This is a genomic window from Phycisphaerae bacterium, assembly GCA_017999985.1.
Lineage (GTDB): Bacteria > Planctomycetota > Phycisphaerae > UBA1845 > Fen-1342 > JAGNKU01.
On the sequence record JAGNKU010000007.1, the window covers coordinates 214,884 to 229,699 of the forward strand.

Genomic DNA, 14,816 nt, shown 5'->3' on the forward strand with positions numbered 1-14,816 from the left:
GGGGTCAAGCCGGCCGGGTTGCGGCGGCGGAGAAGTAATCCACGTGCGGCAGCAACTCGGCAGCGCGATGAAACACGATCTCGTTGAATCCAAGCCGCCGACACGTCGTCGCCGCCCGCTGCGGCCACGAGCGGATCGCCGCGATCCGCCGGTAGTCGCCGCCCAGGTCACGGCGCAAGCGGTGCAGCAGCGGCGGCACCGGGAAGTCCGTGCCGAACAGCAGCTTCGCGTGCAGATTCTGCCGCCGCGCCAATCGCCGGAGGTAACCCACCTTGGTCCAAGTGGTGAGGGCCGCGATGTCCGCATACAGCGGCGCGTCGGCAAACTCGCCCGCGAGCGCCGCCAGTAATGCCCGGTGCGAGTCACGATCACCCCACGGCTGTACCGGTGTCGCCGCGTGAGCGACGATCGTACAAGGCATCTCACCCGTCCGACGGAAGCTGCGCAGCGTGTCCAACAGGGGGCCGATGCCGCGATATGCGGGCCGCTGCGTTTTGAGCGTGAACTCCTCGTTGTAATGCACCAGCACCGGCAGGCCGAGGGCCGCACAGCGCCGTAGCACCGCCACGCTACGCGGGTCGGTCACATCGATGTTGTGATGCAGTGGCAGCCACTTCAGCAGGCTGGCCCCCGCCGCGAAGACCTCTTCCACGCACGCGACCGCGTTCGGTCGGTACGGGTGTACGGACGCCCCGAACAGGAAGCGGTCGGGATGCCGCCGACATACGTCCCGAATCAGGCTGTTCGACGTGTAGATGTCACTCCCGAATGTATCGCCAGGGCCCGGCAGCGGCACGCAGCGCCCGTCATCGTCGTGCACCGCATCGAACGCGAGCAACACGAACCGCTCAATCGGCCCCGGCGACTGGAGCTGCTCCGCGTACTCCGCCGCCAGGCGCCGGTCCGCCGCGGCGTCGTCCGTCGGGAACCGCAGCAGCCGCCGTGCCAGCCGCCACGGGACGCGGTGCAGCGCCCGCGGCGACACGCACGAATCGTAGTCGGTCGGCCGCGCCGGCGTACCGGCAGTCACCGGTTCGAAGCTGAACCGCTCGGCCACGACGGGCCGCAGCCGGAGAAAGGTGTAATGACAATGCACGTCAATGATCATGGCGCTGGCCGCGCGGCTCGTCGTCCGCGGACGACTCAGGCCCCTCGCACTCGGCCCAGGCTGCGAGATCGTCCGCCAGATTCATGGGCGCTTCATGGCGCGCGTGTGGCGTAGCGTATTCATGGCGCTGGCCGCGCGTCCAGCGCAATAGGACGATGGTCACGACCAGCCCAACGACGATCGCGCCCACAAGCCAGCGCCAATCAAGCGCACCGGCGGCGACACGCGGCGCCGCGCGTTCGATCGATGTCGGCCCGGGCGCGATGATCAGCGCCGCCTGTTGCACACGCCCGGACGCGCCGTGATACGAGCGGGTCATGACGAAGTAGCCAGTCACCCGCAGCGCCGCCCCGAGCGGTATGTCCGCCGCGTTCTCGGTCAGGATCAGCGTGCAGGTCAGCGGCTGGTCGGTGCGCTGCAGCTCAAGCTGCCAGAGCTGGCCAAGCTCGGGCCGCGCCGGCAACGTGTACGGCGCCTTGTTCCGTCCGACAACGCCGGTGACGGTGACGGGCCGGCCGCGAAACTCGCCGGGGCGCTCGAGCAGGTCGCGCCAATCCGACACATCGAGCGGCCTCTGGGTCGTGCCGGGCGAACGCGGGCTGCGCTTCACGAAATCCAGCACGGCGTAAAACCCAGGCTGGTCGAAGTTGAACGCGAAATCCTGCGTGGCACCGAGAGCCGTGCGTACATCGGCGGGCAGCTCCCACTCGGCAGGCAACGTCGCAGGCGTTGGAGTCTGCCCGGCTGCATGCGCTGCCAGCGCCCCTACAACCATGGCACCCAGCAGCCCGGCTAGTAGTCGGCGTCCTGCTCCCATGGAAAGCTCGGTTGAGACGTCGCGGGGGCGGTCACGGGGGCCTCGGCGTCGCCCAGCGGTTGCATCTCGGCCGGCGCGAACGTCATCCGCAATTCTCCCTCCTCGGGGAAGACGAGAATGGCAATCCGGTCCTCGTCGGCACGGCGAAGCGCCACCTTGTGCTCCGGCAGAAAATCGACCTGGCTGATCACGAGATACGTCGGCTGGGGCACGTGCGCCGCGTCGATTTCCTTGATCTCCTGAATCGTCAGCGAGCGCAGCGAGTTCAGTACGCGCTCGAAACGGGCCCGGCTCTCCGGGTCGGTCGCCCGCGACACCAGTCGCCGATAGCCCGCGTAGTCGCCGGCCAGCGACGTCTCCATGAACTGCCGCAGGAACGCCACCACGTCCGGATAGTCCCGCTCCAGCCCGGCGGCAAAGTAATACTCCGGCTTCGGCGATGTCGGTTCCACCGCGGCCGGCGCCGGCGCGCTGCTCGGACGCTTCCCGGAAGGCGACCCCCGATCGCACGCCGTCACCCCGCACACGACGGCGATGGCCGTCAGGCTCAGAACACGCCACCAAGTGCTTCGAGGCATACCACGCTACTCCCACGCTGTGGACTGTAGCCTCATGCTAGCTCAAGCGCCGTGATTTGGCGAACGGTCGGGGCTAGGGCTGGCCGCGCCGGGCGAAGCGCACCGCCTGTTTCAGCGCGGTGAGGGCATCGCGTGGCGCCTCATCGGCCTGCTCGAAGTCGAACCACCGCACGCCGTGGCGGACGCCCTCCGCGACGGTCCGCACGAGGTCAGCCGGCTCGTCAAACAGCGGCTGCCAGACAGCGAGCGACAGGCCGTCGTCGGCCTGGACGGGCGCGAGGCCCTCTTCCGCGCGCTGCGTCCGCCGCACGACACGCAGCAGCGGACGAACGCCGACGCGGTCCCGGTACGGAAACGGCTCGTCGGCGGGAAACACGACTTGCAGCAACGGGTCGGTCTGCGCGAGGCGTGCGAGCCAGTCGCCGCAATCCGCCACCCGGACCGCCAGGTAATCAGCGACCAGCGGGTCATCTTCGGTCAGGGCCGGCGTCCCCGCGAGCGCGCGTTCGACCTGGACGCGCACACTGCGCGCCGCCTGGTCGGGAGCGACCCCGGCGCGGGCGGCAACCTGCCGGCAGGCGGAGCAGAAGCACGTGTCCACCAGGCGGCGCGCGGCCGGCTGCCAGCGCAGCGGACGAGGGAGCGCGCGATCCATCGGCAGATCGGGCACCCAGTCGGCCAGCTCCCAGGCAGCCGGTTCGTAGCGGTGCAGATCGTCCAGCGTTGCCCGGACCAGCTCGCGCAGGTCAGGCTGCGAGGCACAGCCACCCGCCGCGGTGACTTCCTGCCCCCAGGCGTTCCGCTGCAGCAGGTGGCTCGCCTGTTCCAGCAGCACCGCCGCGCCGCGCAGGTCGAGCCGCATGACGAGCTTCAGGTTCAGGCGCTGCGCATGCTCACGCAGCCGGCCCAGCACGTCCGCCCCCGCAAACCACGACGCCCGCACCGGCCGGATGCCCACCGCCGCATACGCCTTGGCCGCGTGGGGGAAATGCCAGCCGCCGGCCGTCTCGAAGTGCGGCTGCTCCGGCGCGGTCCCCACGCGAAAGTGCGTCTGCGGTCCCGTCACGACCGGCACTGTGACGTGCTCGAGCCCGATCTCGCCCGCGGCGCGCTCCAGCAACGCACCCCGGTCGGCCGCATAACTCCAGAGCGGCAAGACGATCCCGAATTGTGCGGCCATGAACAGCCGAACCTCCGTGACCCCGCGCCTGTGGCACCGCACCCGTGGCACCGGCGTTCCACCAGCCAACGTGTACTCCGAGGCACCGCGGGCCACACCGCCGAGGGTAGCCGATTCCGCCGCCGTCTGCTAGCATCCGCGTCTGAGCAACTCGGGAGTGCGCATCGTGCCGAACGAGTCGGATGATAAGCAGCGGTTCTGCCCGGGTGAGGAACACATCCGGATTTCCGAGGCGATCTGCCTGGGCCGACGTCGGGCCAATTTCCGCAAGTGCCCCGGGTGCCAGTTCAATGACGACGAGCGCGGCCAGACGCCATACTACGCCCCCTCCGGCCCCGCCGGGGTCCGGCCACCCCCGCGCGCCGTTCTGGAAATGGAAAAGCGAGACATGATCGAAAAGGTGTTCAAAGCCTATGACGTGCGCGCCACGGTGCCCGACCCGCTGAACGAGGACGTGGCCTGGCGCATCGGCAACGCGACTGCCCAACTGCTGCGCACGACCCTCACCGGCTACAATCGCAGCGATTCCAAGATGAACACGCTGATCGTCGGCCGCGACATGCGCAAGCACAGCCGCAAGCTGTGCCACGCGTTCATGGAAGGCGCCGCCGCCGTCGGCACCCCCGTCGTCGACATCGGCCTCATCGACACATCGCAAATCTATTTCGCGACGAACTACATGCCCTGCTGCGGCGGTGTGCAGACCACTGCCAGCCACAACCCGGCCAACTATAACGGCTTCAAGATCTGTGGCGCCAAGGGCAAGCCGATCGGCGCCGAGACCGGCCTCAAGGAGATCGAGCGCATCGCCCGCGCAATTTCACGGCACGACGTGCCCGAGACGATCCCCATCCGCACGCTCGACCTGTCGGAGCCCTACCGGAACTACCTCCGCAAGTTCATGCGCACGCCGCGGCCGCTGAAAGTCGTCATCGACGCCTCCAACGGCATGGCCGGCCGCTGGTTCCCGATCATCTTCAACGGCGCGCCGAACCTGACGATCATCCCGCTCAACTTCGATCACGACGGGGAATTCGTGCACCCGCCGAACCCGCTCGTGCCAGCGAACCTCCAGCAGCTCCAGGCCGCCGTGCGCGACAACCACGCCGACTTTGGGGCCTGCTTCGACGGCGACGCCGATCGCTGCGTGTTCGTCGACGGCGACGCTCACATGGTGCGTCCGGACCTGGTCACCGCCCTGCTCGCTGTCGAATACCTGCGCGAACGCCCCGGCTCCACCGTGGTCTACGATCTGCGCTCCAGCCGAGTCGTGCCGGAAGTGATCCAGAAGTCCGGCGGCACGCCCCGCCGCGAGCGCGTCGGCCACGTGTTCATGAAGCGCAGCTTGGCCGAGACCAACGCCGTGTTCGGCGGCGAGCTCAGTGGCCACTTTTACTTCCGCGATTTCTTCTTCTGCGACTCGGGCATGATGGCCTTCATCGCCCTCGTGAACGTCCTCACCCGCAGCGGCAAGTCGCTGGCCGAGCTGATCGAGCCGCTCAACATCTACGCCAGCAGCGGCGAACGCAACTTCGAAAACGACGACAAGGACGGCACGCTGCGGCGGATCAGCGAGAAATACAAGGACGCCGAGATCGACCACCTCGACGGCGTGACCGTGCAATACAAGGACTGGTGGTTCAACATCCGCGCGTCGAACACCGAACCGCTGCTGCGCCTAAACATGGAAGCGGCCAACGACCGCCTGCTGGAGGACAAGCTCGCCGAACTGACGCCGCTGCTCGGCAAGGCGGTGGCACACTAATGGCCCGCGCGACCGCGGCATTGCACGCGGGCTTCTTCCATGACGTGCTGCCCAGCGGCGTCGAATTCGGCGCCGACGTACTCCCCCAGCGCAACACCGTCGCCCTCTGCTTCCGCATGCTGTCCGGCGTCATCGATGAGCCGGCCGAGTTGGCCGGCATCGGCGCGGCGGTCGAACGCACCCTTTCCAAGGGCACGCGCAAGTATGACGGCCAGGCGCTGGCGGACGCTTTCGATCAGCGCGGGGCGCAATGGGCATCCGTCAGCGGCCGGCAGTCCATGCTGGTGCGTGTGCTCTGCCTGCCGGAATTCGTCCCGGACATCGTCGAGCTCGTCGCGGAGCTGCTCCGGCATCCGACCTTCCCCGACGAGGCCTGCCGCGTAGCGGTCGAGCTCGCGCAGCAGGAATTGCGGCAGATGGAGGACGAGCCGCAGGAGCTGCTGCGCGATATGATCCAGCGATTGACGTACGGGCCGGTGTTCGGTCGGCACACGGATGGCACGCTCGAGTCGTTGCCGCGCGTGACGCCGGAGGCGATGCGCGCCCATTGGCAGCGCGTCTATCACGCCGGGCGGCTCCAGGTGGCGGCGGCGGGGCCAATTCAGGCGCAGCAACTCGCCCGGCAGGTGGACCAGTGCTTCGCGGGTTTCGGCTCCGCGGACCTGGCTGGCCGCGCGCCGGCGGATTTCGAGTTCAAGCCCGCGCGCGAGCATCGACACAAGGAGCTCGAGCAGCAGTACATCGGCATCACCCTGCCGGGGCTCCCGCGCGACGCGGAGGAATTCGCGGTCGAGCAGGTCCTGCTGGGCGTGCTGGCCGGCGGCATGAGCGGTCGGCTCTTCACGGAGGTGCGCGAGAAGCAGGGCCTGGTCTACTGGGTCGGCGCCTGGCACGAGCAGCCGCGCGGCAAGGGCGTGCTGCACCTCGGCGCCAGCACCACGCCCGAACGCTGCCACCAGACCTTCGACACGCTGCTGCGCGAGCTGCGGCGCGTCGGCGAGGACCTCGACACCATCGAGACCGAACGCGCCCGCGACAGCCTGATCGCCCAGTACGAGACCGAGGACGACCTGACGCGCGCCCGCGTCGGTGACTTGAGCGATGACCTGTTTCACTTTGGCCGGCCGGTCGGGCGCGAGGCCCGATTGGCGGCGCTGCGGGCCGTGAATGTCGCGCAGGTCCGCGCGTATGCCCGCGGGCTGCCGCTGGATCAACTATGCGTCGCGACCCTGGGGCCGCGCGCTCTAGCGTGAGAGGAATGCACCCATGGCTAATCGACCTTTGAACGTCGGCCTGATCGGCGGCGGCGCCGGGGCCTTCATCGTCCACCCCCACCAGCGCGCGATTCACTTCGACGGCACACGCCGCGTCGTCGCCGCCGCACTGCACCCCGATCCGAAGATCGCCCTGCGCGAGGCCGAGAACTGGCCGTACCCGCTGCGCGGCTATCCCAGCTATGACGAGCTGATCTCCACCGAGGCGCGCAAGCCGCTCGGCGAGCGGATCGACTACGCCCTGATCGTCACGCCGAACTTCGTCCACTTCGACCCCGCCATGAAGTGCCTCGCCGCCGGCATCCCGGTGTTCTGCGAGAAGCCGCTGACCGTCACGCTGGACGAGGCGGACAAGCTCGTTGCCGCCGTGAAGCAGCACAAAATCCCGTTCGGCGTCGCCCACACGTACCTCGGCCATTGGACCAGCCGCCTCGCGCGGTTCATCGTTCGCAGCGGGCTGCTCGGCGAGGTCCGCTGGGTGGACGCGTACTACCTCCAGGGCTGGCTCGCCGGCCGCGCCGAGGACCAGGGCGTCATGCAGGCCGAGTGGCGCGTCGATCCGAAGCGCGCCGGGGCCAGTTGCTGCGGCGGTGACATCGGCACGCACGCGCTCATGCAACTGCGGTACGTCACCGGGCTCGATGTAAAGCGGCTCAGCGCCCGGCTGGAAACATTCGTCGCCGGCCGCAAGCTCGATGACCACTTCACGGCGTATTGCGAACTCAGCAACGGCGGTCGCGCCATGGTCCGCGCGTCGCAGATCGCCATTGGCCATAAGAACGACCTTGGCATCGAAGTGAACGGCACGAAGGGCTCGCTCGTGTGGGGGCAGGAGGAGCCGGAGCAGCTCATCATCCGCCTGCCGAACCAGCCGGACCGCGTGTACTGGCGCGGGGCCGTGGCGGCGAATGACGGGTTCCTGAAGGACCTGCCGGCGGACCTGATGGCGGAGCCGAACATTCCGTCGGGGCATCCGGAGGCGTTCCACGACGCGTTCGCCCGGCTGCACCGGTGCTTCGAGCAGGACGTGCGGGCGTACCAGGACAAGCGGCCGTTCAATTGTGACGGCAGCAAGTACGCGAACGTCGCGGATGGCCGGATGGGCATCGCGTTCATCGAGGCGGCAGTGAAGAGCCACGAGAAGGACGGGGCCTGGGTGAATCTGTAGTAGAGCCGACGCCTGAGCCGTCAGCTGTAGGGTGGGCATCGCCCACCGGATCGGAGCCCCGAGCGCCAGCGAGTGGGGCCGCGCTGCGTGGTCCAAGCGGTTTCTTTTTTGCGCGGCCTAATTGGCACCCTTCGTTATTGGGACATTGAAGCTGTCAGCGGTCGGCAGTCAGCGTTCAGCCGGAGGGGGATTCGCGCCGCCGGAGCTGTCAGCGAGAGAAACGGCGTAACAAGGTCCACAAGTAACAAAGTGACAATGTGAGCGGCAGCGGCGCAGCGTGCGGGCACGTGGGACATACAACCCTCCATTGACAAGATAGCCGCAGAAGGCGCGGAGGGCGCGGAGGGCGCGGAGAATACCGGGATTGCTGGATTCTGGCGGGGAAAGCGGTGATAAGGTGATAACGTGACAAAGGGCGTGGGAGGTGGGGACGGGGCGCTGTGCGTGGGAACGTGGGAAGGTGGGCACGTGGGAACAGGCGGTGGCGCGTGGTCCGCGCCGGGAACGGGAGTGAGCGAACGCGTCGAGCGCCGCGGCGACTACTCGACCCGGCGGTTAGAATGCGCAACATGGCCGGGCGGATCAGGTGGCGACGCGTACTCAAGTGGCTGTGCACGGGCGGCTGTGTGCTGATTCTGGCCCTATGGACCGCCAGCGTTGCCGCGCCATTCTCGTACAGCTTTGGCTATCGGGCGCTGGTTGTGTGGGGGGGCAAACTCGTGCTCACCTGGTATGCTACCTCCATACACTCCGTCGGGTGGCAATTCGGCCTTCGCGGTCTCCCGTGGAACGACATCACGTCATACGGGTTCGTCTGGCCCCAACTCGACCCCGATCTGACGCGTACCTACGTCGTGATTCCGCTTTGGTTGCTCCTGCTCACGGCGCTAGTCCTGAGCGCGTTCCTCTGGTTTCGCGACCGCCGCCGCGTGCCGGTCGGGCACTGCCGCAAGTGTGGCTACGACCTTACCGGTAACGTCAGTGGGCGGTGCCCGGAGTGCGGGGCGGCGACCGGCATCGGTACGGCGGAGTGAAATCACCTGCGATGGCGAAACGTGGCCGCCAAAACGGGAGTGCGATACTCTGGATGGCGCGGACGATGGTCGTCATCGTGCTCGCCGCCTGGGCGTTTTCATGGAGCTGGGTCATCGGGTACGGTGATACGGGCGCCTGGTGTGCGCTCGGGCATGGGCGCGTCACAGTCGTTCATCATCGGCACCCGGGCGAGCCGAGCGTCGGGTTCTGCGCCTGGCTACGGCCAATCGGACCGACATGGGAAGCGGCGGCGAAGCGGAATGATCCCGACGCCACACCCTGGCGACGCATGGGCCTGACGCTTCCGGGCATGGACTGGTACGCTTTCGACGTGCCACTCTGGTTGCTCTTGCTGTTCTTCGCAGCGGCGGCCTGGGCACTAAAACCCAAACGGATCGTGCCGGGGCACTGCACGGGCTGCGGGTATGACCTGACGGGCAACGTCAGCGGGCGGTGTCCGGAGTGCGGGACGGCGACTCCGACTGTGCCGGATGATGCGAAGCCGACGGCCTGAATCACATGACGCGGGGCGACGCTCCAGAGGTTCGCTCACTGCCGTTCGCGACTCGGACCACGCGGCGTCCGTGCCCACGTTCCCATCATCCCACGCACCGAATTGCGCTGTGCGAGACCCGCTCGCGGGCGCTCGGGGTTCTGGTCGGTGGGCGATGCCCACCCTACGGCCCTCGCTGGCGCTTCGGGCTCGGATTGGAAATGAACTCGCTGCACGCGGTCCGGCGTTGCCGCCTACGCCAGGTTTGCCTTGTACCACTCGATCGACCGCCGCAGACCGTCGGAGAAGAAGACCTGCGGCTCATAGCCGATCACGCGCTTGGCCGCGTCCAGGGCGGCGAGACTGTGGCGGACGTCGCCGCGGCGCGGTTCGCGGTACTCCGGCGCCAGGTTGGTGCCGAGCAGCTTGTTGATGTCCGCGACGATCTGGTTGAGCGTCGTGCTCTGGCCGCAGGCGATGTTCATCACTTCGCCATGCACTTCGGGTGCTTCCGACGCCAGCAGGTTGGCGTGCACCACGTTGGCCACGAAACAGAAGTCGCGCGATTGCTCGCCGTCGCCGAAGATGATCGGCCGCTCGCCGCGCAGCATGCGCGACACGAAGGCCGGAATCACCGCGGCGTAGTCGCCCTTAGGATCCTGCCGCGGGCCGAAGACGTTGAAATAGCGCAGGCAAGCCGTCTGCAGGCCATACACGTGCGACCAGCACGCGCAGTAGTGCTCCGCCGCGAGCTTGCTGACAGCATAGGGGCTCAGCGGCGCTGGGCGCATGGTCTCGATCTTGGGCATGGTCGGCGTGTCGCCGTACGCACTGCTGCTCGCCGAATAGACGAACCGGCGGGCGCCGGCGTCACGGGCCGCGATCAGCAGGTTCAGCGTGCCGGTGACGTTGATCTCGTTGGCCGGCCGCGGATGCTCGACGCTGCGCGGCACACTGGCGCGCGCGGCCAGATGGAAGACCACTTCCACGTCGCGCATGGCGCGCTCCACCGTCGGCACGTCGCAGATGTCACCTTCGAGCAGCTCGATCTGCCCGGCGATCTCCGCCAGGTTGGCGCGTTTGCCCGTGCTGAGATTGTCCAGCACGCGCACCTGCCGCCCGCGCTCCAGCAGCGCACGGACGATGTGACTGCCGATGAACCCCGCGCCGCCCGTCACCAAGCACTTGCTCATGGTCTAACCTCTGGCAACCTGAAGAACCGCACCGCCGTGGCGGTCGTCGCCGCCGCCAGCGTCTCAAAGTCCACGCCGCGCAACTCGGCCAGCCGTCGCGCCGTGTGCACCAGCAGCGCCGGCTCGTTGGGCCGCACCTTGCGCAGCGGCTCCGGCGACAGGTACGGCGCGTCGGTCTCAAGCATCAACCGCTCCAGCGGCACATAACTCGCCGCTTCCCGGATCGTGTTCGCGTTCTTGAATGTAACCACTCCAGTGAAGGAGAAGTGGCCGCCCAGGTCCAGCGCCCGCCGCGCGATGTCCGTGCCCGCCGAGAAGCAGTGCCAGACGACGCGGTCCGCCAATTGCGGATGGCCGGCGAGGATCTCGCACACGCGGGCCTCGGATTCGCGGGCATGAATGACGATCGGAAGCTGCAGCGCAACCGCCAGGGCGAGGTGGGCCTCGAAGACCTCCTCCTGGCGCGCCCGCGGCGCAAAGTCGTAGTGCCAGTCCAGACCGGTCTCACCTACTCCGACGATGCGCGCGCATACGTCCGCGGGCAATCGCGCGCCGCGTAACAGATTCGTCAGAGCGGTCCAGGAATCCGCATCGCACCGACCGGCTTCGTGCGGATGAATGCCCGCCACGAGGTACAACGCCGGCCGGTTCGCAAGCAAAACCGCTGCCGCCTGTGCGTCGGCCACGTTGACCCCGACCAGGATCAGCCGCTTGACCCCCGCCTCCGCCGCCCGCGCGAGCACCACGTCGACCTGCTCGACCAAGCCGGGACTCGTCAGATGGCAGTGCGTGTCAATCAGCATACGGGTCCGTTACCGGCGCGGAGGGCCCGACTTCACGCGCGGAGCGCCCACGGCCGACCGCCATACGTCTGTATCGGCCGGTCGGTCACTCCGCGTTCGCGACCTGCTCCTTGATCCGGTCGATCGCGCTCTTGATCTCGATGATCTCGCGGGCGATCGCGGCATCCCCCGACTTCGAGCCCATGGTGTTGGCTTCGCGGAGCATTTCCTGCGCGATGAACTCGAGCTTGCGCCCCGCCGGCTCCGGCGCCGTCATGAGCGTCTCGAACTGGCCGAGGTGAGCCGCCAGCCGGCTCAGCTCCTCGCTGATGTCGCTGCGTTCGGCGTAGATGGAAACCTCTTTGAGCAGGTCCTCTTCCGCCAGTCTTACGTTCGTATCGGCGATGAGTTCGGCGATCCGCGCCATGAGACGGTCGCGATACTCGGCGACGACGACCGGCGCCCGCTCGCGAATCACGTCCAGGCAGCGCGCGATCACCGCGCAGTGCGTTGCGAGGTCGGTGCTGAGCGTCGCGCCCTCGCGCGCCCGCATCGCGATCATCCTCTCCAGCGCCTGCTCCGTCAGGCGCGACAGTACGGTCCAGCGCTGCTCGCGCTCGGCATCCGTCAGCTCACGCACCTGGCACACACCCGGCAACGCCAGCAGCGTCGCGAGGTCGATCGTCACACGCGGATCGTCCCCCACCGCACCGCGCAACTGCGCCACATAGGCCTGCACGACGGCGGTGTTCAGTTCCGGCGCCGCCTGCGGTCCGATGCTGCGTACGTGCAGCCGCAGCGTGACGCTGCCGCGCGTGATGCGCTGCCGCAGGAGCCGCTCCACGTCCGCCTCGAGAAACGAGAAGTCATCCGGCAGGTGGATCGCCGTCTTCAAGTAGCGTTGGTTGAAGCTCCGCAGCTCGATTTGGTAGACCTGACCGGCTTCTTCGAGCAGCGCCTCCCCAAAACCCGTCATCGAATGAATCATCGGCAGGGCTCCGGCGGCCCAGCCATCCCGGGCCGTTCTCCGCACACGCCGCACGCCCCAAACCCATCCGCCCGCGGCGTCAGCTCATGCCCCGTCCAGGCCGGCGGTCAGGCGCAGGGCAGCCAGTTTTCCGCGGCCGGCGACCACGACGATCCACCCGCGGGTTGCTCCGCCGGCGTACTCGGCGCCGGACTCGGAGCCGGCGCCGGTGTCTCGGGAGCCGGGGCAGGCGTCACCGGAGGCGGGGTCGGTGGCGGCGCGCTCGACTCCGGTACGGGCGTTACGGGCGTCGGAATCGGGACCGGCGTGATCGGCGCTGGCGCCTGTTCGGCGGGTGGCGGCATGGGCGGCGGTGTATTCAGGCCCGGCCCGACATCGATGAACACGTAGTTGAGAATGACCGTGAACGTCAGCAGCAAGGCAGCGCCGACGATCGTCACCCAGGTGAGAATGTCGCCTGTCTTCGCGCCGAAAGCGGTCGATCCGCCGGTCCCGCCGAACGCACCCGCCAGCCCCACGCCCTTGCCGCGCTGCAGGAGGATCACAATCATCAGCAGGATCGCCAGGACGGCGAAGAAGAACGCCAGGATCGTGTGATACCACTCCATCCCGAGAATCATCAGCTTGCCTCGATTCCAGCCGCTACTTACGGGCGGTCACACGCACTCGCGCCCGGTCCGCGCGAACCTGAGCCCCGTAGTATAAGTCTTCTACACGCCGGTGGCCAGCGCGGCCCGGACGATTCCGACGAACGAATCGGCCTTCAAACTCGCGCCGCCCACCAGCCCGCCATCGACATCGGGTTGCTTCAGCAACTCGCCGGCGTTCTCCGGCTTCATGCTCCCGCCGTACAGGATCCGGACCGTATCGGCCACCGGACCGACAAGTTCGCGCAAACGGGTTCGCAGTTGTGCGTGGGCCTCCTGGGCTTGCTCGGGCGTCGCATTCTGACCGGTGCCGATAGCCCACACCGGCTCGTAGGCGATCACCAAATCATCCGCGGTCTTGAGGGTCACGCCGACCAGGCCGGCGGTGAGCTGGAACATGAGGACTTCAAAGGTCTTGCCGGCCTTCCGTTCGGCGAGCGTTTCTCCGACACACAGGATGGGCGTGAGTCCGGTCCGGCGAGCCGCCTTCAGTTTCAGGTTGATCATCCAATCGTCTTCGAGGTGCCCGATAGTATGTCGGCGTTCTGAATGTCCGATAATTACATACTTGGCGCCGGTCTCTGCGATCATCGCACCGCTGAGTTCGCCCGTGAACGCCCCCTCGGGCTCATGGTAGATATCCTGCGCGCCCAGGCGTATCGAGCTGCCGCGGAGTGCATCCGCCAAGGGATACAGATAAACGGCCGGCGGACACACCGCGACTTCGACGCGTTCGCCGACCTCCGCTGCGTCCAGGCCCGCGCGGATCGCCGCCACGAGATCGAGACCCCACGCCAGATTCAAGTTCATCTTCCAATTACCGGCCACGAGTGGTCGCCGCATGATAATCGCCTCCGGGACGTTCGAATGTAACATCCTATAAATAAGCACTTTGCGCGTCAGATCGCGCGCCGCATTGCTGGGGTTCGTAATCTGGCCGTCGGCGGTGACTGTCCGGGAGCCTTTTCGGGCATCGCACGTTCGCCACGTCCCAGTTACTGTACACGCTATTGAACGTCCCAGAACGCCATCCGTCAATCCCACAAGGGTTTGGAACACGGCCGCGGCGGGAGTATAATGCCCAACTTGTGTTTGCCGCGGCGGCAGGGCGGCCGGGTGCGGCACGGGCCACGACAGTATCGGCACCGAATCAGGAGGACCGGTAGGTCTCGGGACGGAGGTACGCTTCGTATGGTGTCTGCTTTCCATGCCCTCACGGGGTTAGCGGGTCTTGTGTGCAGCACGATCCTCACGCTGGGTTTCATCAGCGCGCCCGTAACGGCGTCCCCTGATGATCAATCCGCGCAGGCGGCCGTCGCCGCCGAGGCCGAGCCCGTCGCGTTGGACTCAATAAACGAGGAGGACGAAGGGCTGGGCACCTATGAGGCAGGCGAGCTCCAGGCAACATTGGTCGCCGATGGCCAGAAGTCTTCGAATCGCCCCCGTACGATCCGCCGCGTGCTCCGGGTGACCGCCTATAACGACCGCGGCACGACGGCAGCCGGCACACAGTCCGGAGTCGGCCAGTGTGCGGCGCCGGCCGATGTGCCGTTTGGGTCGACGATCTATATCCCGGCGTTGAAGCGAACGCTAGTCGTCACGGATCGGACCCACCGCCGGTTCCGTCACAACACGGTGGACATCTTCATGCCGGGCAAGCAGCAGTGCCGGAACTTCGGTCGCCAGTACCTCGAATGCGTGATCACGCCGCCCGACGCGCCGGTGAAGTACGGCGAGCTGGCCAAACGCCTCTAACCGAACGATGAGCTAGGCGACGCGCAGGCCGTC

Annotated in this window: 14 protein-coding genes and 1 pseudogene; 6 read left to right on the forward strand and 9 right to left on the reverse strand. The window is 67.4% G+C overall.

Annotated features, from left to right (window positions below; all coding sequences use genetic code 11):
- Nucleotides 1–4: 4 nt before the first annotated feature.
- The 4 genes from KA383_11380 to KA383_11395 form a co-directional block, all read right to left on the reverse strand.
- The gene (locus tag KA383_11380) at nucleotides 5–1,108 is read right to left on the reverse strand and encodes an amidohydrolase family protein (protein ID MBP7746721.1); all 1,104 of its coding nucleotides are present in this window, start codon (nucleotides 1,106–1,108) and stop codon (nucleotides 5–7) included.
- Nucleotides 1,098–1,925: a hypothetical protein gene (locus tag KA383_11385; protein ID MBP7746722.1), complete on the reverse strand. Its 828-nt coding sequence runs from the start codon at nucleotides 1,923–1,925 to the stop codon at nucleotides 1,098–1,100. Before KA383_11385 ends, KA383_11380 begins: the two co-directional genes overlap by 11 nt.
- The gene (locus tag KA383_11390) at nucleotides 1,901–2,503 is read right to left on the reverse strand and encodes a hypothetical protein (GenBank protein ID MBP7746723.1); all 603 of its coding nucleotides are present in this window, start codon (nucleotides 2,501–2,503) and stop codon (nucleotides 1,901–1,903) included. The genes KA383_11385 and KA383_11390 overlap by 25 nt, the downstream gene beginning before the upstream one ends.
- A 73-nt stretch (nucleotides 2,504–2,576) precedes the next feature.
- On the reverse strand, nucleotides 2,577–3,683 hold the full coding sequence (locus tag KA383_11395) for a hypothetical protein (protein ID MBP7746724.1): 1,107 nt from the start codon (nucleotides 3,681–3,683) through the stop codon (nucleotides 2,577–2,579).
- Between the two features lie 166 nt (nucleotides 3,684–3,849).
- On the opposite strand from KA383_11395, the gene KA383_11400 reads away from it, so the two are divergent.
- The 5 genes from KA383_11400 to KA383_11420 all read left to right on the forward strand — a co-directional run bounded on the left by KA383_11400 (nucleotide 3,850) and on the right by KA383_11420 (nucleotide 9,439).
- Nucleotides 3,850–5,448: a phosphomannomutase/phosphoglucomutase gene (locus KA383_11400; GenBank protein ID MBP7746725.1), complete on the forward strand. Its 1,599-nt coding sequence runs from the start codon at nucleotides 3,850–3,852 to the stop codon at nucleotides 5,446–5,448.
- Nucleotides 5,448–6,701 (forward strand): insulinase family protein, encoded by a 1,254-nt coding sequence (locus KA383_11405; GenBank protein MBP7746726.1) that lies wholly within the window; start codon nucleotides 5,448–5,450, stop codon nucleotides 6,699–6,701. The genes KA383_11400 and KA383_11405 overlap by 1 nt, the downstream gene beginning before the upstream one ends.
- A gap of 13 nt (nucleotides 6,702–6,714) precedes the next feature.
- Nucleotides 6,715–7,890: a Gfo/Idh/MocA family oxidoreductase gene (locus tag KA383_11410; protein MBP7746727.1), complete on the forward strand. Its 1,176-nt coding sequence runs from the start codon at nucleotides 6,715–6,717 to the stop codon at nucleotides 7,888–7,890.
- A gap of 569 nt (nucleotides 7,891–8,459) precedes the next feature.
- Nucleotides 8,460–8,924: a hypothetical protein gene (locus KA383_11415; GenBank protein ID MBP7746728.1), complete on the forward strand. Its 465-nt coding sequence runs from the start codon at nucleotides 8,460–8,462 to the stop codon at nucleotides 8,922–8,924.
- A 53-nt stretch (nucleotides 8,925–8,977) separates the two neighbouring features.
- Nucleotides 8,978–9,439, forward strand: a complete 462-nt coding sequence (locus KA383_11420) for a hypothetical protein (protein ID MBP7746729.1) — start codon at nucleotides 8,978–8,980, stop codon at nucleotides 9,437–9,439.
- A 233-nt stretch (nucleotides 9,440–9,672) separates the two neighbouring features.
- On the opposite strand, the gene KA383_11425 is transcribed toward KA383_11420, so the two are convergent.
- The 5 genes and pseudogenes from KA383_11425 to KA383_11445 all read right to left on the reverse strand — a co-directional run bounded on the left by KA383_11425 (nucleotide 9,673) and on the right by KA383_11445 (nucleotide 13,871).
- Entirely contained in the window at nucleotides 9,673–10,611 is a 939-nt protein-coding gene (locus tag KA383_11425; protein MBP7746730.1) for an SDR family oxidoreductase, read from the reverse strand.
- Nucleotides 10,608–11,414, reverse strand: a complete 807-nt coding sequence (locus KA383_11430; GenBank protein MBP7746731.1) for a TatD family hydrolase — start codon at nucleotides 11,412–11,414, stop codon at nucleotides 10,608–10,610. The genes KA383_11425 and KA383_11430 overlap by 4 nt, the downstream gene beginning before the upstream one ends.
- Before the next feature lie 85 nt (nucleotides 11,415–11,499).
- Nucleotides 11,500–12,381 carry a YicC family protein gene (locus KA383_11435; GenBank protein ID MBP7746732.1) on the reverse strand — a complete coding sequence of 294 codons (882 nt, stop codon included), beginning with the start codon at nucleotides 12,379–12,381 and terminating at the stop codon, nucleotides 11,500–11,502.
- A gap of 419 nt (nucleotides 12,382–12,800) precedes the next feature.
- A pseudogene (gene secG / locus KA383_11440) lies at nucleotides 12,801–12,989 on the reverse strand (preprotein translocase subunit SecG).
- Nucleotides 12,990–13,091: 102 nt separating this feature from the next.
- A complete protein-coding gene (locus tag KA383_11445) occupies nucleotides 13,092–13,871 on the reverse strand; it encodes a triose-phosphate isomerase (GenBank protein ID MBP7746733.1) in 780 nt (259 codons plus the stop codon).
- Between the two features lie 348 nt (nucleotides 13,872–14,219).
- Here KA383_11445 and KA383_11450 point away from each other — a divergent pair, with 348 nt between their 5' ends.
- On the forward strand, nucleotides 14,220–14,783 hold the full coding sequence (locus KA383_11450) for a 3D domain-containing protein (GenBank protein MBP7746734.1): 564 nt from the start codon (nucleotides 14,220–14,222) through the stop codon (nucleotides 14,781–14,783).
- The last annotated feature ends 33 nt before the right edge of the window (nucleotides 14,784–14,816 follow it).

Coding starts and splice junctions, on each gene's coding strand:
- KA383_11380 (MBP7746721.1), bottom strand. CDS start 1,108: ATGATCATTGACGTGCATTGTCATTACACCTTTCTCCGGCTGCGGCCC.
- KA383_11385 (MBP7746722.1), bottom strand. CDS start 1,925: ATGGGAGCAGGACGCCGACTACTAGCCGGGCTGCTGGGTGCCATGGTT.
- KA383_11390 (MBP7746723.1), bottom strand. CDS start 2,503: ATGCCTCGAAGCACTTGGTGGCGTGTTCTGAGCCTGACGGCCATCGCC.
- KA383_11395 (MBP7746724.1), bottom strand. CDS start 3,683: ATGGCCGCACAATTCGGGATCGTCTTGCCGCTCTGGAGTTATGCGGCC.
- KA383_11405 (MBP7746726.1), top strand. CDS start 5,448: ATGGCCCGCGCGACCGCGGCATTGCACGCGGGCTTCTTCCATGACGTG.
- KA383_11410 (MBP7746727.1), top strand. CDS start 6,715: ATGGCTAATCGACCTTTGAACGTCGGCCTGATCGGCGGCGGCGCCGGG.
- KA383_11415 (MBP7746728.1), top strand. CDS start 8,460: ATGGCCGGGCGGATCAGGTGGCGACGCGTACTCAAGTGGCTGTGCACG.
- KA383_11420 (MBP7746729.1), top strand. CDS start 8,978: ATGGCGCGGACGATGGTCGTCATCGTGCTCGCCGCCTGGGCGTTTTCA.
- KA383_11425 (MBP7746730.1), bottom strand. CDS start 10,611: ATGAGCAAGTGCTTGGTGACGGGCGGCGCGGGGTTCATCGGCAGTCAC.
- KA383_11430 (MBP7746731.1), bottom strand. CDS start 11,414: ATGCTGATTGACACGCACTGCCATCTGACGAGTCCCGGCTTGGTCGAG.
- KA383_11435 (MBP7746732.1), bottom strand. CDS start 12,381: ATGATTCATTCGATGACGGGTTTTGGGGAGGCGCTGCTCGAAGAAGCC.
- KA383_11445 (MBP7746733.1), bottom strand. CDS start 13,871: ATGCGGCGACCACTCGTGGCCGGTAATTGGAAGATGAACTTGAATCTG.
- KA383_11450 (MBP7746734.1), top strand. CDS start 14,220: ATGGTGTCTGCTTTCCATGCCCTCACGGGGTTAGCGGGTCTTGTGTGC.